Annotated in this window: 20 protein-coding genes; 4 read left to right on the top strand and 16 right to left on the bottom strand. The window is 37.8% G+C overall.

Translation table 11 applies throughout. The features are described 5' to 3' along the window. Positions 1 to 225 precede the first annotated feature (225 nt). The 7 genes from qoxD to AC5WOE_RS01550 all read right to left on the bottom strand — a co-directional run bounded on the left by qoxD (position 226) and on the right by AC5WOE_RS01550 (position 6,350). Complete coding sequence (gene qoxD / locus AC5WOE_RS01520; protein WP_496048230.1) at positions 226 to 522, bottom strand: cytochrome aa3 quinol oxidase subunit IV; 297 nt, start codon at positions 520 to 522, stop codon at positions 226 to 228. Continuing rightward, complete coding sequence (gene qoxC, locus AC5WOE_RS01525; RefSeq protein WP_496048231.1) at positions 523 to 1,131, bottom strand: cytochrome aa3 quinol oxidase subunit III; 609 nt, start codon at positions 1,129 to 1,131, stop codon at positions 523 to 525. Position 1,132: 1 nt separating this feature from the next. Next, the gene (gene qoxB / locus AC5WOE_RS01530; RefSeq protein ID WP_496048811.1) at positions 1,133 to 3,082 is read right to left on the bottom strand and encodes a cytochrome aa3 quinol oxidase subunit I; all 1,950 of its coding nucleotides are present in this window, start codon (positions 3,080 to 3,082) and stop codon (positions 1,133 to 1,135) included. A gap of 43 nt (positions 3,083 to 3,125) precedes the next feature. Then, on the bottom strand, positions 3,126 to 4,070 hold the full coding sequence (gene qoxA, locus AC5WOE_RS01535; protein WP_496051743.1) for a cytochrome aa3 quinol oxidase subunit II: 945 nt from the start codon (positions 4,068 to 4,070) through the stop codon (positions 3,126 to 3,128). A 489-nt stretch (positions 4,071 to 4,559) separates the two neighbouring features. Continuing rightward, entirely contained in the window at positions 4,560 to 5,216 is a 657-nt protein-coding gene (locus AC5WOE_RS01540; protein ID WP_496051744.1) for a hypothetical protein, read from the bottom strand. Between the two features lie 61 nt (positions 5,217 to 5,277). After that, positions 5,278 to 5,766 (bottom strand): hypothetical protein, encoded by a 489-nt coding sequence (locus AC5WOE_RS01545; RefSeq protein WP_496051745.1) that lies wholly within the window; start codon positions 5,764 to 5,766, stop codon positions 5,278 to 5,280. A 293-nt stretch (positions 5,767 to 6,059) separates the two neighbouring features. Then, complete coding sequence (locus AC5WOE_RS01550) at positions 6,060 to 6,350, bottom strand: hypothetical protein (protein WP_496048236.1); 291 nt, start codon at positions 6,348 to 6,350, stop codon at positions 6,060 to 6,062. 551 nt (positions 6,351 to 6,901) lie between these two features. Here AC5WOE_RS01550 and AC5WOE_RS01555 point away from each other — a divergent pair. Then, on the top strand, positions 6,902 to 8,131 hold the full coding sequence (locus tag AC5WOE_RS01555; RefSeq protein ID WP_496051746.1) for a helix-turn-helix domain-containing protein: 1,230 nt from the start codon (positions 6,902 to 6,904) through the stop codon (positions 8,129 to 8,131). Positions 8,132 to 8,535: 404 nt separating this feature from the next. Here AC5WOE_RS01555 and AC5WOE_RS01560 read toward each other — a convergent pair whose 3' ends face one another. Further along, complete coding sequence (locus AC5WOE_RS01560; protein ID WP_496051747.1) at positions 8,536 to 9,237, bottom strand: DUF6155 family protein; 702 nt, start codon at positions 9,235 to 9,237, stop codon at positions 8,536 to 8,538. A 62-nt stretch (positions 9,238 to 9,299) separates the two neighbouring features. After that, positions 9,300 to 9,584, bottom strand: coding sequence for a DUF4183 domain-containing protein (locus AC5WOE_RS01565; protein ID WP_496048239.1), 285 nt, complete (start codon positions 9,582 to 9,584; stop codon positions 9,300 to 9,302). A 267-nt stretch (positions 9,585 to 9,851) separates the two neighbouring features. On the opposite strand from AC5WOE_RS01565, the gene AC5WOE_RS01570 reads away from it, so the two are divergent. Then, positions 9,852 to 10,664 (top strand): DUF4183 domain-containing protein, encoded by an 813-nt coding sequence (locus AC5WOE_RS01570; protein WP_496051748.1) that lies wholly within the window; start codon positions 9,852 to 9,854, stop codon positions 10,662 to 10,664. Positions 10,665 to 10,771: 107 nt separating this feature from the next. Next, on the top strand, positions 10,772 to 11,284 hold the full coding sequence (locus AC5WOE_RS01575) for a DUF3189 family protein (RefSeq protein ID WP_496048241.1): 513 nt from the start codon (positions 10,772 to 10,774) through the stop codon (positions 11,282 to 11,284). A 37-nt stretch (positions 11,285 to 11,321) separates the two neighbouring features. On the opposite strand, the gene AC5WOE_RS01580 is transcribed toward AC5WOE_RS01575, so the two are convergent. The 4 genes from AC5WOE_RS01580 to AC5WOE_RS01595 form a co-directional block, all read right to left on the bottom strand. After that, positions 11,322 to 12,437, bottom strand: coding sequence for a Ger(x)C family spore germination protein (locus AC5WOE_RS01580; protein WP_496048242.1), 1,116 nt, complete (start codon positions 12,435 to 12,437; stop codon positions 11,322 to 11,324). After that, on the bottom strand, positions 12,434 to 13,528 hold the full coding sequence (locus tag AC5WOE_RS01585; protein ID WP_496048243.1) for a GerAB/ArcD/ProY family transporter: 1,095 nt from the start codon (positions 13,526 to 13,528) through the stop codon (positions 12,434 to 12,436). The genes AC5WOE_RS01580 and AC5WOE_RS01585 overlap by 4 nt, the downstream gene beginning before the upstream one ends. Further along, entirely contained in the window at positions 13,509 to 15,026 is a 1,518-nt protein-coding gene (locus AC5WOE_RS01590; RefSeq protein WP_496048244.1) for a spore germination protein, read from the bottom strand. Before AC5WOE_RS01590 ends, AC5WOE_RS01585 begins: the two co-directional genes overlap by 20 nt. A gap of 599 nt (positions 15,027 to 15,625) precedes the next feature. Next, a complete protein-coding gene (locus AC5WOE_RS01595; protein WP_496048245.1) occupies positions 15,626 to 15,808 on the bottom strand; it encodes a hypothetical protein in 183 nt (60 codons plus the stop codon). 217 nt (positions 15,809 to 16,025) lie between these two features. On the opposite strand from AC5WOE_RS01595, the gene AC5WOE_RS01600 reads away from it, so the two are divergent. Then, entirely contained in the window at positions 16,026 to 16,511 is a 486-nt protein-coding gene (locus AC5WOE_RS01600) for a DUF2690 domain-containing protein (RefSeq protein ID WP_496048246.1), read from the top strand. A gap of 458 nt (positions 16,512 to 16,969) precedes the next feature. Here AC5WOE_RS01600 and AC5WOE_RS01605 read toward each other — a convergent pair whose 3' ends face one another. The 3 genes from AC5WOE_RS01605 to AC5WOE_RS01615 form a co-directional block, all read right to left on the bottom strand. Beyond that, positions 16,970 to 17,884: an ADP-ribosylglycohydrolase family protein gene (locus tag AC5WOE_RS01605; protein WP_496051749.1), complete on the bottom strand. Its 915-nt coding sequence runs from the start codon at positions 17,882 to 17,884 to the stop codon at positions 16,970 to 16,972. 687 nt (positions 17,885 to 18,571) lie between these two features. Continuing rightward, positions 18,572 to 20,203, bottom strand: coding sequence for an MptA/MptB family glycosyltransferase (locus tag AC5WOE_RS01610; RefSeq protein ID WP_496048248.1), 1,632 nt, complete (start codon positions 20,201 to 20,203; stop codon positions 18,572 to 18,574). A 20-nt stretch (positions 20,204 to 20,223) separates the two neighbouring features. Next, positions 20,224 to 21,945, bottom strand: a complete 1,722-nt coding sequence (locus AC5WOE_RS01615; RefSeq protein ID WP_496051750.1) for a phospho-sugar mutase — start codon at positions 21,943 to 21,945, stop codon at positions 20,224 to 20,226. Positions 21,946 to 21,956 lie beyond the last annotated feature (11 nt).

Below are 21,956 nucleotides of genomic sequence, written 5' to 3' on the forward strand. Positions count from 1 at the left end.
GTGAGGAATAATAACCAAACTATTCTTTTAATAATTGCAACTTAATATGATAAATAGGTTCAACCCCATTGGTATTCATAATATATCTTCGAGAGATTTTTGGCTTTTAAAGCCTCAAACTCAATAAAAAAGTAGGATGTACCACATTCTCTTCATTGCAACTCTAGTTCAGTCTAATAGAAGTAAAAAAAACAGGCTGTCCATTCAGACATGCCTGTCTTCGCTTTACATATGCATCGTATTGTAAATCATGATCCAAATAGAACCTGCCACAATGGTAATGGCGACAAAAATACCAAACGCGATACTGATAACTTGATAAGCCCGCTCTTTGCTTTCCCAGATATGCATAAAGTAGATAAGCTGAACTAAAAATTGTAACACTGCTAGGATGAGAAGCACAGTTATTTTCATCGACATCGGTAATCGAGTATACAACATGTCAACAAAGGCGAGTACTGTCAAGATCAGAGAAAAGATATAGCCGACAATATGAGGTTTTGCACTATGATGTTGTTCCATTTACGCCACCCCCAACAAGTAAATCGTGCTGAAGAGGAAGATCCAGACAACATCGAGGAAGTGCCAGTATAGTCCTGTCATAAAGATTTTTCTTGCTGTAACAGGAGTAAATCCGCGCTTGATCACTTGGATCATGACACTAGTCACCCAAATAATCCCGAGGCTTACGTGCAAACCGTGTGTTCCAACTAGAGTGAAGAATGCAGAGAGAAATGCACTATGTGTTGGCCCTGCACCCATCTCTACCAAGGTAGAAAACTCTTCTATCTCTAAAATTAGGAACCCTAAGCCTAATAATAGAGTGATGATTGTCCAGATCAGATATCCCTTCATCGAGTTTTTCCGCATGTACAAAATAGCCAAACCACATGTAAAACTACTCGTCAAAAGGAAGAAAGTCTCCATGGCAAAGATGTTGATCTCAAACAGATCTTTTCCAGCAGGGCCACCTGCGGTTTGATGAACCAATACAAAGTAAGTAGCGAAGAGTGTGGAGAACAACACAATCTCCGCACCGAGGAATACCCAAAAACCAAAAATCTTCAATCTGCCTTCTTCTGATTTATACTCCATTGGTTGATAACCTTTTGTTGCAGTTGTTGTCTCCATTTTACACCCTCCTTCCAGCTGCTAATTCCGTCTTTTGGACTTCTTCTACTGGAATATAGTAGTCACGGTCGTAATCGTTGAACGAACGCCAAATCATGGTGATTACCGATCCAAGCAAACCAAGAAATCCAATTTGCAGCCATTCAAAGACAAATCCAAATCCAGCAACAAACATAAATCCGGATATAATGACAGGAAATGCTTCCCGCTTAGGCATGTGGATTGGTTTTATTTCAGGCGCTTCTTCTTTCACGCCAGCAGCTCTCTCTTTTTTGATCAGATGGAAAGCATCCAAACCTTTTACTTGTGGAATAACGGCAAAGTTGTACTCTGCTGCTGGTGAGGAAGTCATCCATTCCAACGTACGGCCATTCCAAGGATCACCTGTTGTATCATTTTGACGATGTTTGAAACTATAGTACATATTCCAAACGAGGATGATAAAACCAATCCCCATCGCAAATGCACCAATCGTTGCAATGAGATTCCAAGTTTCCCATCCAAGACCTGCTGGGTAGGTGTACATCCGTCGAGTCATTCCTTTGAGACCAACGATATACATTGGGATAAAACACATATTAAATCCAATGGTGAACCACCAGAAAGCCCATTTTCCTAAACGTTCATTTAAGAGCCAGCCAACGATTTTCGGCCAGTAATAAACAAGACCAGCGATACATCCATAAACAGTTCCACCGATTAAGACATAGTGAAAGTGTGCAATCAAGAAATAACTATTGTGATATTGATAATCGGCAGGTGCAACAGCCAACATAACACCAGTTATTCCACCGACGAGAAATATGGGAATAAATCCAAGTGCCCATAACATAGGTGTTTTAAACTCAACTCGTCCCTTGTACAGGGTAAACAACCAGTTAAACACCTTCACACCAGTCGGTATCGCGATCAACATCGTACTGATCGAGAAAATGGAGTTGACCCATGGACCTGATCCCATTGTAAAGAAGTGGTGAACCCATACAAGGAAACTTAAGGCTGAGATAGCCAGCATAGAATACACCATTGCGCTATAGCCGAACAATTTCTTTCTAGCAAAGGTACTAAAGATTTCAGAGAACAACCCAAAAGCCGGCAAGATTACGATATACACCTCTGGGTGACCCCAAATCCAGAACAAGTTGGCCCACATCATCGGGCTTCCGCCACCAGCTAAAGTAAAGAAGTGGAAACCAAAAACACGATCCAAAGTAAGCAGTGCTAGGGCAATCGTCAATACTGGGAAAGCAAATATGATAATCACAGAAGTGATCAACGTCGACCAGGAAAAAAGCGGAAGCCTCCATAAGGTCATTCCTGGAGCACGCATTTTTAAAATAGTGACTAAGAAGTTAATCCCTGTAACCAATGTCCCAATACCAGCGATCTGCAATCCAAGCAAATAGTAGTTTTGACCCGGTCCTGGATCGAGTGCACTTCCTGCAAGTGGTGTATAACTCGTCCAACCCGCATCTGGAGATCCACCGATGACAAAAGAGATATTAAATAACATCGCTCCTGCGGCAAACATCCAAAAACTCACTGCATTAAGAGCTGGGAAAGCAACGTCTCTCGCTCCAATTTGCAATGGAACAGCCACGTTCATCAAACCTATCAAAAACGGCATAGCCATAAACAAAATCATAATCGTTCCATGAGTAGTAAAGATCTCATTATAGTGTTCGGCATCTAAAAAATGCAGATTAGGAGCAGTGAGCTGTATTCGCATGAGTAATGCATCTACTCCACCACGGAACAACATCAATAATGCAGCTACCAGATACATAATCCCGATTTTTTTATGATCGACAGTGGTCAACCACTCTCTCCAAAGCCAAACCCATTTTTTGTAGTACGTGAGTACGAATAATATTGCTAATGAGACCAAAATGATCGAGACATAAGCACCATAAATGAGTGGTTCTCCTGTTATAAAAAAGTGTTCCGGCATCTTAAAGTTAAATAAGAAATCTTTCATGGTTTACCCTCCTTTACTAGTGGTTCATCTGGTGGTTCGAGTTAGAATTCATATCCATGTTCATATCCATCTTCATTTCTGTATCATCACTCTTACCATGTTTGTGTGGGTTAGTTGATTCGACAATTGGATTTCCATTCTCATCCAGTCGGTTCACATCCACATTAGGATAGGAAGAGTAAGTTTGCTCTTTTACCACACCAGGTTTTAACAACTGTTTAAACATTTCTGTTGTTTGCTTTGGTGATGACTTTTTAACATTCGCTACCCATTCATCAAACTTTCCTTGTTCAAGTGAATGAACATTAAACTGCATATGAGTGAAATCTTTTCCGGAGAAATTTGCACTTCTTCCAATATAAGTACCAGCCTTATCTGCTTCCAACCAGAGGTACATCGTCATACCCGGCATGGTGTACTCTTGTCCACCAAGCTCAGGAACCCAGAATGAGTTCATTGGTCCGACCGCATTTAACTGAAACCGAACGGGTACATTTGCAGGTATATTCACATAGTTGACTGTTTCAATCCCTTGCTCTGGATACTTAAATATCCATTTCCAGTTAGCTGATGTGACTTGTATCGTGATTGGCTTTTGATTGGGGCTCGGTGATTTTTCCAGCTTAAACGTTGATTTTACTGTAGGAATGGCGAGTGCGATAATAATGACAACAGGTATCGCAGTCCACAAAACCTCTAACCATTTATTTTCTTTTTCTTCCGTTTCTACATAATCTTCATTCGATGACTTTGCTCGATATTTCACAAGCATATAAACAAAAAGAACAATGACAACAATAAAAACGATAGACATCAAAACAATCGACCAAATAATAAGATCATATTGTTCCCTAGCTACTGGTCCTTGTGGATTTAACACACCAGATTTCAAAGAGGAACATCCTGATAGCAATAAGGCCATTGTCAAAAAAATTGCTGCATATTTTGTTTTCAATCGCATTTTTTTGGTCACCTACTCCCTTTACCAAATACTTTTGACCATGATGTTTACTAAGTTAGACATACAACCTTCACTATTGAATTATAGAACCATTTCTTTTATAAAGTTGTCTAGTTGGTGACAGGTTTGTGAATAAACGAACTTAAATTATTGCCAACAAAAAGGGATCACATCGCTGTAATCCCTTACATAACCTAGATTATTTACTTTTTCACATTAATATAGGAAGGATAAGATTGTGACAGCAGAAATGTTGTCTTCCCAGTTGTCGACCTCGTCGACCTTCCCATTAAATGGTACTTCAAGTCTCCAGCATTTTCAGGTCTACTGCCTAACTGTCTACGCTTAATACAACTTATTACCCAAATCGTATCCAAGACTTGCTATTGATGAAGTCGTTAGTGCTTTTCAAGCAGGGATTCCACCTGCTAAATCCTATGACCTTGCTTGTCGCTCAACAAGAGAACAGTCACCTTGTCGCATTAATCATTACGTTATACTTAAAATTTTAGGATTCAACACGTTAACTAATATCTGATTTATTTTCTTTTTATAATTGTCATCTGCAAAAGTTATTTTGATTGTTAAATACTCAGTCAATCTAATGACCATTCTCTCATCGACGAGAAATAATAGTGGGAAACTTTTAAAACACATTTTTGCTAATACACATAGTTCCGAAAAATCATCAATATAACCTCCTCTATAATCTTCTCTAAAACTTGGACGAGAAGCCACAATTCCCGACATCTGTAACATTGTTTCAAAATCTTTTTGTTGTTTCTGTATCCAGTTTTCGTTATCGCTCCAATCTGGTAAAACAACAGTCCACTCTCGTTCAAAATATGGAGTAAATATTACATTACCTATTGGAAATAGAACTGTTTTTGCTAAGGACAACCATTTAATAAAATCATTTTCTAATTGATACCATTGATTAGGAGTCATTGACAATCTAGAATCATCATTATTTACTGAGTCAAAACCCCATGATTCATAAAAACGAGCCAATTTATATTTAGCTAATATTTCTTTTGGCATTCCATATACTACTGTATTTTCTGGCTGATCAATCTCGTCATCCCAATCAAAAAAATAATAATTTTGAATGGATCTAAACAAATTTTTTGTATTTAAGAACTGCAAAATAAACCCACCCTTTTGATTAAACGATCAATTTTGAAATGTTGTTATCATCACTCATGTTTTACTTAGATATGATTTTTCCTTTTCCATCAGTTGAAGCTTTTCTCTTTCCTTTTTCATCTTTTAGTTTCCATTTTTCCCCTGTGTGACCATCTGTATCTTTTTCTATATACCAACCTGTTTTTGGATTTCGATAAGCCAATTTACCTTTAATTTTTTCTGTAAATTTTCCTAAATCGATAATCCCTTTTCCACTCAACAAAGAACTTGGTATATCAAAAGTAAGCCTAACTCTGTGTGCATGTGATAGAAAGTAGTTAACTAGATATCGTAGACCAATATAATCCAACACTACAGCAACTGCGCCCACTGCTACTAGCCCTACTTCTGGAAGAGCCAACGCATATAAAACGACTGGATAGTTACCTGTTGGATCAATCATATTTACCGTATTGTTGTTAGTATAAATATACTTATTTAAAGTAAGAGGTGTCTTTTCCGAACCTTGGAATTTATCTTCATTTATAAAAACGACCAGTATTTTTTGCATCATAGTACCGTGCCTGTAAATAATAGAGCTTGGTCAACTGATCGAGTGCATCATACACATAGGTAGTTGTTCCGACATACGACGTAACCGAGGTGATACGCCTATTGTTGTTATACATAGTTGAACCTATCGAAGAATGGTAAAAACAGAAGACAGAAAAACTGATCTAAAAAAAGAATGATCCATCCAGACCACCCTTAAGAAAAAAATGATTCTCCATCAAGTAACCCTGTAGAGGAAATTTTGTCGATAGTAAGGAGTACAAACACTCCTTACCACTTTAAAGAAATCCCTTAAAAATAATAAATAAAAATTGCCATCCCCAAGTACAGAATCATTATTGGATTCTCTACATACTTCTTAAACAAAGTACCACTAAGTTTCTTTCTAACATGATATTTTATATTAGAAAACATATATAGCAAAAAAAATAGCACACTTACTATACAACCTAAAAGTTTATCTGCTACAATTGCTCCGAAAGCTCCGAGAAACATTCCTATATAAGCTATTAAAAGAATAATTACAACTTGCTTATAATTTTCCGGGAAAATCTGTTTAATTTGATTTAATATACTTTGCACTAAAATTTACACCTCACCAATTTCTGTAATAAAGGAACATCCAAAGATGATTGAATGTCCCTTTCGTTTCTTTACTTACCCCATCGAACAGCTCGTATACTTTGAATCCTAATTATTTTCTGTCTCTTTCTACCATAATTCAAATACCTAGCAGATCCGAAATAATTTCGGTAAGTGTATCTAATCGTGATTCTAATACCTCTACTTCCTATACCCCTATCTTTAAACTCATCTAAAATAAAACCTAAAATGGTAACAGTTGCAAAGCCCGCGATTCCATAGTATTTAAATCCTAGAATAGAGAGAATAGCTTTAGCAGCATTATCACCCTTACTGAATCCAATACCCCATCAATAAACAAATTTTCAATCCCCCCTCTTAAGCAGATTGAAGCTTTCTTTTCTTCAAACCCATAATTGCCCTATAAGTTGGTGCAAGATAGGAGATTTTCAATACTATTCATAATCATTACTGAAAATCCAATATTTGATAAAAAGAAAACACCCTATCATAATAGATATACATACCTTATGAAAAAGAGAGGGAAACAAATGGATTTTCAAAATGACCTGCCACTATTAGCATATCTTGCTAGAAAAATTAGATTGGATCGCGGACTTTCATTAGAAAACTTAAAAAATGAAAATATCTCAGTCGGCACGATTTCGCATATCGAAAATATGGAAGGGAATCCTTCTAAGAGTAAAGTACTACATTTATTTCAAAGTTTAAATATTAGTGAAAAAGAACTGGAGGAAATGAAACAGCAAGAACTACTAGAGATTGAGACGTTACGGACGAAACTGGAGTGTGTGGAGGACTTAATCAATGATGAAGAGTTAGAACAAGCTAAAAAGCTCCTTGATTGCTATCAACCAAAGGAACACCATGCTCTATATCCCTTTGCAAGATATTTACAAGGTCTCTATCACTATGAATTACAAGAGTGGAAAAAGGCACAGAAAATCTGGGAAAAGACGATTAATCTATGCAAGAAACAAACTTTTATTGCGAAAAACAATTTACTCGCCAAGTGCTATAACCGATTGAGCACTTGTTGGTATGCACAAAACAATCTACCAAATGCTCTTCATTATGTAGAAGAAGGATTAAAGCAATATACAGCAGAAAAACAAGACGACATCAAATATGCATCGCTTGGTAATAAAATTTTGTACTTACGAAAATCAGAACGCAGGGAAGAAGCGATTAGACTAGTCAAAGAAGTATGGCCTTCAATCAATCAGATCCAAAGCATAAGTGTAATGCTCCTCCTGTATAAATCTTACTGCATTCTCCTTCTTGAAAATCAAGAGTTAGATGAAGCTTTGCACCATTGCAAAGAAAGTATAGAAATCGCACATCGAAATATGTCTCAAAAAAATTATCTTCTCGATTTCCTTAATATATTAGGGAGCATTTACCTCAAACAAGGAAAGTTTAAGCAGGCTTTGGAACATTTTAATCTAGTCTTTGATCTAGACCCAAAAAAGAAATTCTCTCGAAGACATGCAGATACTTACACTCATTTAACAAGTTTATATACTACTCAAAATGATTGGATTCTTGCTCAAGAATGTATGGAAAAAGCGTTGTTATATGCAAGAGACATCCATGATGACTTCCGTTTATCCAAAATCCTTATGGTAGCTGGGATTTGTAACAAAACACAGAAACAATATGATAAAGCGATTCCCTTATTTGAAGAAGTTGTTTCTCTTTGCCAAAAGAATGAATATTCCAAACGAACATCAAGTGCAGTGTATGAATTAGCAGCATGATATGATAAAATCGGCAACAGTAAAGAATTTTCTCGGTGGACTGAGGAATTTTATCGCCTACAAAGAACCATTGGCTGGAAAATGGAGGAGAACTTTTATGTCATATTTTAAATCAACAGTGGTATTCCCCATTCGCTATATGGGTGGAGATGATGAAACCGAAGGCTGAATAAATGTAAAATAAATGCAACACCTGCTTGTTGATACAGGTGTTGCATTTATTTTAAACATTACCTACTCTCCAAACCTCTTACTTATAATCAAATTACCAAATCAAAATAGTATATCAAGTTCATAATAACTCTCAGCCAAGCTGTCATGAACCCCCCCCAACCGATCCCCTCTGTATTTTCCACAACGGCACGGTCACCAAATAAATCATGCCATTCCCTATTCTCTGCATCTTATAGCATTTGGATCACTGTTCGATACATGGATTCGATACTACTGTAAAACTGCTCATCTATGTCTCCGTAGGCATTGGTAAATTCCACACCCAACTCTACGTAATATAGTTTCAATTCGATACTAAATCTATCATTTTGTGTAACTTTTTCAAACTCCCGAATCGCTTTCTTTGCTTCACTCAATCGTAACTTCGGCTCACTGCGTTCAGGAAAAAATTCATTTTCCACTTTCTCTTGACATGCGTAAAATAACTCCTCTGTTACATTGTCACCTAGAAACTGAACGGTAAGGAAATCTTTTATGCCATTATTCAGCTTATAACACTCTGTCACTAATTGAATCAATTCATCCGTTGGCAGCGATTTTAAATGCTTCTTTAATTTGGGAATCGTTAACTTACTTTCGGTCTTTTTCTTCCCTGTCTTTTTCATTTTCACTACTTGCTTAGATCTTAATTTAGAATCAATTCGTTTCAGGTGTTGATTGATCTCTTCTTTATGAAATTTTTCCGGATCAAAATCACCCAGCCAAGCAGAGATATCCTCAAATTCCGAGTCTTTTGGGTTTGATAAAACAGATAACATATGTTCATACCCCGGAATTCCTCCACAATCCTCTGGAGGACAGTTTCTTTCTCCCTCTAAACAACTAGGCACTATTATTTCATTCGGTGCTCCTCTCAAATAAAAGTGGCTCACCGTTTTTATACGTGAACCACTTCCCTCAATAGAGTGATAACTAATTATTTGTTCAATAAATATTAAGTTACAACAATCTCAATGGTAATAGGAGTAGAACCATCGAGTACATTTCCTCCAGGAATTGTAATTGCAGTTGTAGTGATAGATGAAGTATCAGCTGTCTGAATGACCCCATTTATATAGAGATTATAATACGCAAATGATGCTGGAAATGCTGTAGCAGCCGCACCCGTATCGTCAGTAAAAGCAGTAGCAGCAATGGAAAAAGTAGCTCCTGTTCCTGTACCACTTCCAGCTGTACCAGTAAACCGGCGACCTGCTACAAAGGGTTTTACAATAGCCATAAGTTCACCACCTTTTATTATCTATAACTAGTAAATGCGAAAAATAAATAAATGGAAAGGCTAGTTGATTAATTCTTCAGACCAATTAATAGAATCAGTGATGCTAGTAAATAATTTACAAACAAAAGAAAATGGTGTAAAAGCAAAACAAGGCAAAGAGATATATGAATTATTCTAAATATATGAATGTTGTAACCATTGCTGAAATGAAGTGTATACATACCATATTAGATGGCCTACACAACTGATATAACAGGAGGAATCTTATTGCTGAACAAATTAATCAATAACTTGTTAAATATTACGAAAAATAAGGTTCCTGTCGTTGCAAATTCGAATGAAGCCCTAGAGATTATGCAACTTGCAGGACCAACGGGGGCTACGGGGGCTACAGGTACTACGGGGCCTACGGGATTTGGCGTTTCGGGACCTATCGGACCTACTGGGGCTACGGGGGCTAGAGGTACTACGGGTACTACGGGGCCTACGGGATTTGGCGTTTCGGGACCTATCGGACCTACTGGGGCTACCGGGGCTAGAGGTACTACGGGTACTACGGGGCCTACGGGATTTGGCGTTTCGGGACCTATCGGACCTACTGGGGCTACCGGGGCTAGAGGTACTACGGGTACTACGGGACCTACGGGATTTGGCGTTTCGGGACCTATCGGACCTACAGGAACTACCGGATATACTGGACCTATTGGGTACACTGGTGCTACAGGTACTGGGATTACTGGTACTACTGGACCCACTGGACCTACGGGGGAAGTCGCTATCCCAAATGTCAATATCTTGCCAACGGTTCAGAGATTTTTTTATATTGCAGACTTCGATATTGAGGCTATTGTCACTATTCCTGCTAATCAGTTCACTGATGACAACGGAAATCTAGTCACTACTTTTCCAGAGATGAATCAAAGCAGTTATAGCAATTTTTACATTAATGGGATATTGCAGCCTAGCAATCTATATAGTATAAATACTAGTTCCCTGACGATTAACCCTCAAGGTGAAATTATTTTATCCCATACACCAATTATTCTTGAAATAGTAAAATTCTCTGCTGAAATAGTATAGCGAAACAGGGGACGGTTCTCTTGTCGCATAAGTAAATAAAGCCAATGAATTGGAAATGGAATAAATGCCCATAATAGAAACAAATACATGATAAAAGGTTGATTCCTATGATTTATATTTATAACGATTATGGAGGAACACATACCACGTCTTTAGCTGCCGCATATCATTTAAAACAATTACCTCAATCAGAAAGAAAACTATCTTCAGAAGAAATATTAAATGTAAAATATTTCAATCAACTGACAAAAGACGATTTTGGAAAACTCATTTTTCATGGAAAAGACGAAGATGGCAACCTTGTGTATACCATTGGGCGGAAAAGGAATAAGCTCGTAGTTCCAGCTCTAAAAGAATTGATTTTACTACTGGAAGATAAATTTCATTTTGAGGAAAAAATAGTTTTCTCCAATACATCGCCAACTGTTCCCATTGTTATGTCATTTGGGGGATTCTTCTCAAGAGGATTGAAAATTGACTCTATCGGTGTGCCATTATTGGTAAAAGGTGCGAAACAATGCTGTGATAATGTTTATCGGTTAGTGGTAAATACGAAACAGGTTGGTAAAGATTCATTTAAAGAAAATGTGATCATATTAGAAAATGAAATATTTAAGTAATCAATGCGACAAGAGAACCTTTCCCTTGTCGCATTTTCTAATCGATTATTCCTGTATGAACAATTTCGACATGTACTTCTGGCTCGAATTTGATTTTTTGATAATGATTTTCCCAGTCTTTCTTTAACTTTTTCCATGTTTGAGGATGAAACGCGATCAATTTCCTGCCTATTCCGAATCCATCACAATGTGCCATTTGCATCTTTTTAATGGTTTGCTTTGCTAAATAAGTCATATCAGCAGATAATTTTTCTTCCAATTTTTTCAGTATATCACTATCCCCTAATTTATCACTTGGATACTCTGCTACATTCACTTGCCAAACTACGTTATACTTTACTCGAATTTGATCATTGGACTCGACAATTACTCGCATTTTTGGTTTTGATTTTTCTACATCAAATGTTAGATAACTATAACCAATTTCATTTTTTTGAGACTTCATTTTTCTAGTTATTCTAGCAGTTCTGCCTTGTTTTCCCTTCAAAAGTAAATACATCATAGATTCATTAGAATTTAGCAGCCCCGTAAGTTGATTATTATGGAACATAGCTACCTGTGAAGCATCAATACGTTCTTTTTTCTTAGTGAGATAAGGCAGTAGAAAATCTTCTCCTGGATCCAACATCACTGGACAAATCGATTGGATATCCACATTTGTAACAGCAGTACTCTGTTCGGAACTAGTCAATAGATTAGGGATCTCTTCGGTTATCAATATATTTCCTATTTTCTTCTCGGATAACAAATCATTTGCTCTTCCTTGTGCTATGGCAATCTTCGCATTTAAAGAGCTTTTCGGGTCCCGATAAAAAACATCTAAAATTGGATAAATATCTTGCTTAGCCCGCTCTTCTCCAATAAGTAAAACACGATTTTTATAGGCGCGCATAAAATTCGATAATTTGTTATCTACTTTATCCCGAATTTCTCTTGGTGTATTACCAATCGCAGTTAAAACATCGTCTTTGGGCTCAGCTTGTTCTCCCTTAGACTGATCGTGTATAACAAATGTCCCTAACAATTTTCCTTTTGAAATACGATCAAACCCGTCTACAGACAATAATCGAGCATTTTTTAACAAATCTTGATCCCAGCAACCCGAAAGGAATAGGAGAATAAGACTAATGAGGAGACAATAAATTTTCTTCATACCGCTCTCTCCTTTCTCTTCTTCATCAAAAAGGCCACAATGAACAAAAAGATAGGAAGGACGATAATAAACGTAGTAAAACCAGTAGAAGAAAGTTGACTATAGAGCATAAAGAAAGATGGTTTATCTGGGATAATTGCCATGATGAAGATGAGAAGCGCAGCATATGGAAGAGCTTTCTTATGCTGGCCTTTGTGAAATAAATACCCCAACCCAGACGCTCCTAAATAGAGATAAGAGGCCATCGTAGTGAATACCACTATTAGCCACATAGATAAAAATAGTAAGTCGATTCGATCAATGATATGAAAAGAATAAGCCTTTAACATATATAAAACCGGTTCAGGGACAAGCGGAAGTTCCGCTGGGCTAAAAATGATTAAACTGGTGAAAACCTCAAATGTATAAAAAACAGTAGTTATAAGATTACCTATTGAAACTGCTTTTAACTTCCCACTACTTAATCCTTCCACCATTGGATAAAGCACTAAAATTATTTCACATCCAGATATTGAAAATAAAGCTTCTTTGGATGCTTTTATGATATTGATCCATCCTGCTTCAGTAATCGGAAAAATATAGGTTACATCTATATTTGTATAACCAATTAAGGATACAATCACCATAACTATAATTACAAATGATGTAGTCACAAAAAAACGAGCAATAATCCGTACGTTTTCTTGTACGAGATATACGGCAGCTCCCATCATCAGGATTATCAATGCCCACCTTGGAGTTTCATGAAGCACCCATTTCCCTATAATTTCCGTAAATTTAACTAAGATAAAACTTGTTGAAAAAAGAAAGTATACGATATATCCAAAACTCAATAAATTCCCCAAGAATTTACCTACAATTTTTGGTAAGAAACTGTAGATGTTATCTGTGGGAAACAAACGACAGAGTGCACAGAGAATCAAGATGATCAATTGAGAGATTAACCCGGCAATCAATACCGAAATCCAAGCTCCACCTTTTGCTTGACTTTGTACATGATGGGCGAGAGATATAATTCCTATTCCTATTTGTGTTTGCACAAGAAATAGCATGAACTGTCCTTGGGTAATCTTATTTTCTATTTTGGTCATCATGTTCCCATCCTCTCGAATACTCCTCTTGAGTAGTTTTTTGAGGATGTGGATCACGAGGCCGTTGGTTCAACTGCCATATAGGGAAACGGACAAATGTATCCTTTAAATCCTTGATTCGAAGAGGAAAAAACGGTGCTAGATAGGGTGTACCAAAACTCTCCAACTTACTAAGGTGAATCAAAATAAATAACAAGCCAATCATGATGCCGAAGAAGCCAAAAAGCGATGCCAAAAGCATCAGAGGAAAGCGCAATAATCGAATAGCTGAACTCATTTCATGAGAGGGTACAACAAAAGAAGCAATAGCTGTTATCGCTACTACTATGATCATAGGAAAAGAGACCAGTCCAGCTCGAACTACAGATTCACCAATGACTAAACCTCCGACTATTCCAATGGTTTGACCAACTCGACTGGGCAATCGAAGTCCTGCTTCTCGTATCACTTCTAATGTTAACTCCATAAGTAAAGCTTCCAAAATAGGAGGGAAAGGAACTTTATCTACACTACTTTTAACCGTATATATCAATTCAATTGGTAGAATTTCAGGGTGAAAACCAACAATCGCAATATAGACTGCTGGCAATTGAAACGCAATGAATAAACTAGCTAGACGGATGATACGAATAAACGATCCGATCATCCATTTGCTGTTATAATCATCAGGGGTTTGATAAAACGCAAATAACGTGACAGGTAAAATCATCGCTGAAGGATCCCCTTCAGAAAAAATCACTACACGACCTTCCATGAGATTCACTACAGTCCGATCAGGTCTTTCTGTAAATAATATTTGGGGAAATGGAGAAAACGGATTACTTTCAATAAATTCACTAATAAAACCCGGTGATACTATTGTATCTGTCGAAATGGAAGAAATACGGTGATCCACTTCTTTAATCAAATCTGGATTCGCTATGTTTTGCATATAGACAACAGCTAGTTTTGTTTTCGTCACCTCTCCAATTTCATAATATCGAACCGTCAAGTTTGGATTTTCAATTCGATGTCTTACTAAATAAAGATTAGTAGTCAGGTTTTCAATAAAACCATCATGTGCTCCACGAACCACTTGCTCATTACTCGGTTCTTCGATTCCCCTGGTGTAACTCACCATCACGTGAATTACAATCGATTCCTGATTCCCTTCCAACAAAAGAATGCAATTTCCTGTAATTAATAATCTAGGAAGTTGGTCAAGCTGGGATACTCTTTGATATGGAGAAGGAATTATTTGCTCAATTATTCCTTCTGTATTCTTATGCAGGGGTTCTATGATTTCTTTTTGAATCTGTTTTTTATCTGCGACTGATTCCAAATAGATGAGAAGCCCGTTCTTTTTATTAAATTTAATTTCTTCCCATTTTAGATCACTCGAATGAAATAATTGGTCTTGAATATATTGTAAATTTTCTTCTAGAGAACGAGAGACTCTCACAGAAGTCATAGACTGCTTCTTATGATGATTTTGGAAAAAATTTTTAAATAAATCCATGGTATATTTCCTCTCACAAAGTCTTCAAGAGTAATATAACCATCTATTAAAAACAATATTTGCGGCAAAAATGACACGAGCGGCATTTGTCATGCTCGTTTGAATGGAGGAGGAACGCAGCATCCTTTGGTGAGAACTGGCTTCCTGTTGTATTTTCTACTCTTCCAAAATGGAACCGATTATGTATTACTGGGCATGTGAGTGGCTCAAAAAATAGGATAATATAATAGGAGAGCAAACCCCATTTCCTCATACCGAAAAATGGGCGGGCTGGAGTAAATTCACTCCAGCCCGGTCAGATGCAGGAGAAGTGCAGGACGGTTGTCCGCTACCTACATCCTACAGTCAGCCTTTTTGCAGACTACTCCACTTCCGTCGGGGCTGATCGGAGAACCTCCACAATCCTCGGAGTCATCTCGCTGCTCGCCATTTGAATCGCGAAGTGAGCAATCACCGAGGCGCTTCGCCAGGAAGATGCGCGTGTTAACCGTGCGTGCCCCATCCAGTTCAGAGTGAGTCATGCCGCTCCTTTCATCAGGGAACAAGGCTTGTTATTGATTGTATTTGATTTTACGCCAATTAGCCACACTTCTCCTTAACTATGCTTCTCTGATCTCAATTCCTCGCCCCTTTATATACTGTTTTACTTCATTGAGATGACGTGCAGGTACAGGAAGTCTTAAGATCAATTTCCCTTGACCATTGTAAAAGAGAACCAGTTGTACTCCTCTTATCTTTATAAATCCTGCTAAAATGACTTCTTCCCATTTGTAAATCTGCATGCATTTCCTGCGAAATCATTTCCGATTCATTCATCGGTTCAATAAAGTAGTCATGTCCACCATTGGAGTCCGTTCCTGACATATTGAAATCACCAAATGGATATTATCTATTATTTTATATAAAAATTATTTACATTTAACATAAATAGTTTATGATATATTTTATATACAATCTATTTCGGATTGTATATAAAATATATCAAAGGTGGGATGAAGTATGGTACTGTTAAAAAAGTTTCGTGCATTTGGTATTGTTAGCGTTTTCTTATTGAGCTTTTTCTTCGTAATCCCAACATCTTTTGCTTATTCTTATGATGGCCAAAATCCAAGTTCAACAGGTTGTGCAAATGATGCCACTACAGTAAAATCAGCTGAGTTAAGAGATCCAAACCTGCCTTCAAATGCTATTCCTGGTGGAACAATTGAAATCCGTTATAGTTTATCTTGCCATACAGCATGGGCGAGAATGACGTTTAATTCCAACTATCCAAACACTGATACTAATAATACGAATAAAGCAACAATTCACCGAAACAATGATAGCAGGGAATATTATTGTACTGTCCCACTTGGTTCAAACTCTTGTTATACAGCAATGGTATATGATAAAGGTTTAACTTCATATGCAAAAGGTACCTACAATAACTACTATCGAGCCGCAGAGCACATGTTCCATTTCAGCGGAAAAACTGCTTCTTACTAAAATAAAAACAATCATGACCGTTTCTCGGTCACAGGCTATGATGAAAATGAATCATGGCCTTTTTTCTTGTCAACGAATCCTGCATATTTGAAAAAGAGCCAGCATGTTCGTGGGTTTTTGCGGTGGTACGACCCCGTAATAAAACGGAACGGACAACCTTGAAGCACAAGGATATAGGACCAAGAGTCCAGATAGAAAAATTTCGTTTTTTCGGGTTGTCTTTCTGGTTCAACTCTCTCTATGAGGTGATCTCCTATGTTGGAAGCAATACTAGAGCGTTGTGCTGGTCTAGATGTTCATCAGGAAACGGTAGTAGTTTATGTATTAACAGGACCTTTGGATCGCATTCCTAAGAAAGAAATTCAGACATTTGGTACCATGACCCACGAGTTACTCGAATTGGGTCAATGGCTGGTAGATCAAGGTTGTACCCATGTAGCAATGGAGAGTACAGGCGTCTACCCTGTGAGCAGTTCCTCCACTGCACTTTTAGCACGTAAAAGATCAAGCCATCTCTTAGGAATTCCCTCTAATCCAACTTTCACTCCATACAAGCCACCTGCAATGGCTGCATTGGTATCAGTATCTTCTCCAAGTGATATCGCTTTTTTGACTACATTTTCATAATTTGCTTCCTGCACTGCGATCCGAACGCTCTGAATTGTTTCGACAACATATCCGCTCCCTCTGCTCACCGGTTCTTTATCAGGTCTGATGGTATGTTCGAGTTCATCACGTTCTTTGCTATTTGCACCATATATTTCTCGTAAGTGATCGACCGCTTTACGATATGCTGTTTCTATCTCTGATCCTTTGGAAACTTCTCTCACCCATAAACTATACAGAGCACAAGCTACTTGATTGGTCAGATGTCCATGAGTTACTAATGATTGCTTGTGGCTATCAATTACCAATTGCTCATCGCTTCCTCGATGCCATAGTGCAAGCGGAAGTACTCGCATGAGTGAACCATTTCCCTTTCCCTCTGGATTTACAAATCCGGATTTTTCCGGCGGGACACCTTGGCGATAGGCTTGCAAGGAAGCACTTGTTTGAATCCCAACATCAAATACATGATGATCGACCGCCCATAATCCCTTGTCATACCAAGCCCATAATTTATCTGCAAAATTTGGGAGATCCAGCTCTCCACACTCTACAAGTGAATCCAGTAAGCATAAGGCTTGAGCACCATCATCTGACCATGTTCCTATCGGGACTCCTCGATGGGCACGGTTAAATCCAGCAGGAGGAGTCATATCGATATCTTCTATTAGTGGTAATTGATCTGCTGCATGAAATTCATAAGGAACTCCAACTGCATCACCTATTAATAACCCATACATTCCTCCAAGGATTTGACTTTTCTCCAATTGTGTATTCTCCCTTTCTTTTTCCTCTTATTAAAATTGCGAAATGGAGAACCTCCCCCTGTCGCGCTACTTCGTTGAAAGCAAGAGGGGCCACTCCTCCAAAAGGTGCAGCCCCTCTAAATTTTCTATATTTTAAACAGCTGTATATGTTGTTAAATGTTATTTGCCTTTTTATTATTCTGAAAATAATCTCTCTGCTGACCGACTGGATTTTACTCCAGTCGGTCATGGCTTTTGGGCCTTAAGGGAGTCACTGGTCATCCTTCTTTTCGTACTCCGAACCTTCAAGGTCCTTGTCCAATCGCCTCGCTGCCTTGCGACGTGCACCAGCCGAGGATCTCCTTTCGTTACCAGTGGGATTCTTCCCCACTGTATCACGCGGGTCCTTAGCACTTTCGCCGTCACTTCCTGAGCTGCGCTTGAATATAGCCATATAAGGATTTACTCCTTACGTAAGAGATGAACCTTTGTCCATCTATATCCATCTTTATTTTATTAAATTCTTTTCTTACGATCAATAATTTTCGTTAAATTTCATAAAAATATTTCACTCACGAAATAATAAAAAATAAATAACTTCATTCCAAATTGTAAAAACCGACAAATTCTAAGAAAAAACTAGAAAAACAAAGAAATATTTTCACCCTGAAATAAAAAAAGACCACTAAAAGTGATCATACAATATTATTATTCTAATACTTTTCCTTTACGACTTCTCACTTTATCCAGAATGATTTTTACAAGAAAAGCAAAGAGCACAACATTTAACATGGATGTAGCGAGCATCGTAAAACTAGTAGAATCGTTTCCTTGAACAGCACCATACAAAATGGCAAAAGTATTGAGAAAGATACTTGTACTAAAACCTACAGATAACCAGAGTAGCTTCTTATCTTTAAAGTAAATACAAGCAAGCAGAGATAATGCAGCTGCTGGAAATAAATATCTTTCATGCATACCAGTTGAAAATGTAAATACTCCTGCAATAATCAAAAGGGCAGCAAGGGCGGTATATGATGGATTTTGTCCCTTCATAATCACATATCCAACTAGTAATGTAATACAGACGATAAAGATCATTCCCCATGTGTGGTAGCTGAAAAGGAATAAATCAGTGGTGTCTTGTTTATAATTTGCACCGATTAAGCTAAAAAAGTTATAAGCATTTACTGATGCATAAGGATATTCGCTAATCGTACGAGAATAGAGGGTGATGATCCAATTCCAAGATTGACCAAAGGAAAACGGCAAAATGACCACTAGTGCGGTACCGAAGGCTGTAACTACACTCATTATGATTTGTTTTATATTTTTCAATTGAACCAGCGCAAAGAATAACACTGGTAAATAAATGATTCCTTGTGGTTTCATCAATACAGCGAGGGTAAGAAACATAGTAGACAGATAGACTTTTCGTTCTACTAGAAAATATACAGCCAGTACCACGATCATCGTAAAGAAGGAATCTACTTGACCCCAAAAAGTAGAATTGATCAATACCGCTGGATTGAAAAGGTAAAATGCTGAAAGCAAAGCACTTTTTTCGAAAGACAACTTTCGAGCAGCTAGACGGTAGATCAGGTATGCTGTCACACTATCTGCTAATATCGATGGTATTTTTATCAATAGTTCAAAATAATTATTCCACCAAGAAGCTACTTTTCCAACTACATACAACACATAGATATAAAAAGGCGGGTAATCACTGGAGCCATGAAGATAAAATCCACTTAATTGATTCGCCGCCGACGTCGCCCAGTTTTTAAACAGATTTATATCGGATGAATACCCATCAACCCAAGGAGCTACAGCGATTTTAAGAAAAAAACCAACTCCTAGTAGTGTCCACAGCAGCATCTTTTGGTTTTCCTTTTGAATATGCAGCTTCTTTTTGGATAACAAGGAAATTCCAGCTACAAATAAACCTAAAAACAATACAGCATAGATGCACACATAAATCTTATCAGAGGAGCTTTGATTGCTCATTCCATGAAACATGCTGCCATTATTGAAAGTCTGATTAGCCCCTGCTGTTCCTTGCTGGAAACGCGGCATACTATTAGGTTTAGTGCTGTTGGAATTTGGATTCCGATTACCACTTTGCAATCCTTTCTGTTGCGAGGTATCTTTAGAAGAAGATCCTCCAGGAGGAGACTGCATATTTCCTCCTGACTGATGCATTTGGCCAGGTTGCTGATTTGCATTATCCATTGATTGGGAATTACCGGAAATACTCCATAGTGAATAGACACTAATCGCAATGGCTGACAGGAAGAGGAGTAACAAACCAATACGAAACTTATTTTTTAGCTTGGTCATAAAATATCACACCACAATCACTATTTTTGTAAATATTTCAAATTATCTTTCATTATTAGATGTATAAATCTTTCTGTCTCGGTCTTTAGTCGTTCTAATTTTTGTTTTGCCTCTGATAAACGGGAACCTTTTACACCGTAATAAAACTTAATTTTAGGTTCTGTTCCTGATGGGCGTGATACAAACCAAGAATCATCTTCGAGTATAAATTTCAGCACATTGGCTTTAGGTAATTGATCAATCCCTCGCATGTAATCTTTCTTCTGTACAATAGCTATGCCATCGATCATAGGGAAAGTTTTGGTTCTTAGTTGACTCATAATGTGTTCCATTTTTTGCAATCCACTCTTCCCTGACAGCGTCATAGATACCACATCTTCTTGGAAGTAGCCGATTTTTTTATATACTTCTTGCAAAACCTCATATAACGTAAGTCCTTGTCGCTTGTAATAAGCACCCATTTCTGCTATGAGCATACTTGCTTGGATGGCGTCTTTGTCTCGACAAAAATCACCGACGAGAAAACCCGAACTTTCTTCATAGCCAAATAAAAATTGTTTTTCTCTCGTATCTGTCCACTCTTTGATCTTCTCAGCTATATATTTGAATCCAGTTAATGTATCATATGTTTCGATACCATATTGACTCGCAACTGCTCTTCCCATCTCTGAAGTTACGATTGTTTTGACTACAATCCCATTTACAGGCAGGTTTCCTTGTTCTTTTCGAAGTGTCAGCATGTAATCCAATAAAAGTGCTCCGATTTGATTACCTGTTAAAACACCCCAATGGCCATGTTTATTTTGCACCGCCACCCCCACTCGATCTGCATCCGGGTCTGTACCGATGACTAAATCTGCTCCATTTCGCTGTGCCAACTGAATCGCCATTTGGAGTGCTGCTGGCTCTTCTGGATTCGGCGAGAGCACAGTAGGGAAATCGGGATCGGGAACATCTTGTTTAGGCACGGTATAGACTTTGTCAAAACCGCGATCTCTCAAAATTTTCTGCACCGGTTTGCTCCCGGTTCCATGTAAAGGAGTATAGACGACTTTGAAACCTTGATTGTTTTCTTTTGGCTGTAAGGCGATTGAATGCAATCTGTTTTGATACGCTTCCGTTACATCATTGCCAATCCAAACAAATAGTTCCTGCTCCTGTGCCCTGCTCCATTCCGCTACTCTCACCTTTAGTTCATCGGCAACTTTATCGATTTCTTGGGTGATTGGCTCTGCTAAACTTGCAGTTATTTGGGCACCATCTGATCCATAAAGCTTATATCCATTATAAACAGAGGGATTATGGCTCGCTGTAATGACAATTCCCGCAGTTGCATGTAGATAGCGAACGGCGAACGAAAGCTCAGGAGTGGAACGTATACAAGGAAACACAAATGCCTTAACTCCATTTGCTGCAAGGACAAGACCTGCTTCTTTAGCAAATTCAAACGATTGATGCCGAGAATCATAGGCAATAACGACACCTTTTTGCTGGTACTCTCTGCCTTGTTTACTAATATATTGAGCTAAACCCTGCGTGGCTTTGCGAACCATATATTTGTTCATCCTATTTGTACCTACACCAAGCATCCCACGCATACCAGCAGTTCCAAATGAAAGAGAAGTATAAAAGCAATCTTCAATCTCTTTTTCATGACCATTTAGTTGGTATAATTGCTTTTTTAACCCTTGATCGAGATATTCATGATTTAACCAGCGTTTATAAGCTTTTTTGTAGTCCATGGAACTTCTCC

It is taken from the genome of Shimazuella sp. NTD248 (assembly GCF_059510395.1).

What these genes read in the sequence shown, in the direction of transcription:
- AC5WOE_RS01615 (WP_496051750.1), bottom strand. Translation starts at nt 21,945, where the DNA reads ATGGACTACAAAAAAGCTTATAAACGCTGGTTAAATCATGAATATCTC.
- AC5WOE_RS01595 (WP_496048245.1), bottom strand. Translation starts at nt 15,808, where the DNA reads ATGCAGATTTACAAATGGGAAGAAGTCATTTTAGCAGGATTTATAAAG.
- AC5WOE_RS01590 (WP_496048244.1), bottom strand. Translation starts at nt 15,026, where the DNA reads ATGGATTTATTTAAAAATTTTTTCCAAAATCATCATAAGAAGCAGTCT.
- AC5WOE_RS01610 (WP_496048248.1), bottom strand. Translation starts at nt 20,203, where the DNA reads ATGACCAAGCTAAAAAATAAGTTTCGTATTGGTTTGTTACTCCTCTTC.
- AC5WOE_RS01555 (WP_496051746.1), top strand. Translation starts at nt 6,902, where the DNA reads ATGGATTTTCAAAATGACCTGCCACTATTAGCATATCTTGCTAGAAAA.
- qoxC (WP_496048231.1), bottom strand. Translation starts at nt 1,131, where the DNA reads ATGGAGACAACAACTGCAACAAAAGGTTATCAACCAATGGAGTATAAA.
- AC5WOE_RS01585 (WP_496048243.1), bottom strand. Translation starts at nt 13,528, where the DNA reads ATGACCAAAATAGAAAATAAGATTACCCAAGGACAGTTCATGCTATTT.
- AC5WOE_RS01565 (WP_496048239.1), bottom strand. Translation starts at nt 9,584, where the DNA reads ATGGCTATTGTAAAACCCTTTGTAGCAGGTCGCCGGTTTACTGGTACA.
- AC5WOE_RS01575 (WP_496048241.1), top strand. Translation starts at nt 10,772, where the DNA reads ATGATTTATATTTATAACGATTATGGAGGAACACATACCACGTCTTTA.
- qoxD (WP_496048230.1), bottom strand. Translation starts at nt 522, where the DNA reads ATGGAACAACATCATAGTGCAAAACCTCATATTGTCGGCTATATCTTT.
- AC5WOE_RS01545 (WP_496051745.1), bottom strand. Translation starts at nt 5,766, where the DNA reads ATGCAAAAAATACTGGTCGTTTTTATAAATGAAGATAAATTCCAAGGT.
- AC5WOE_RS01580 (WP_496048242.1), bottom strand. Translation starts at nt 12,437, where the DNA reads ATGAAGAAAATTTATTGTCTCCTCATTAGTCTTATTCTCCTATTCCTT.
- qoxA (WP_496051743.1), bottom strand. Translation starts at nt 4,070, where the DNA reads ATGCGATTGAAAACAAAATATGCAGCAATTTTTTTGACAATGGCCTTA.
- qoxB (WP_496048811.1), bottom strand. Translation starts at nt 3,082, where the DNA reads ATGCCGGAACACTTTTTTATAACAGGAGAACCACTCATTTATGGTGCT.
- AC5WOE_RS01600 (WP_496048246.1), top strand. Translation starts at nt 16,026, where the DNA reads ATGGTACTGTTAAAAAAGTTTCGTGCATTTGGTATTGTTAGCGTTTTC.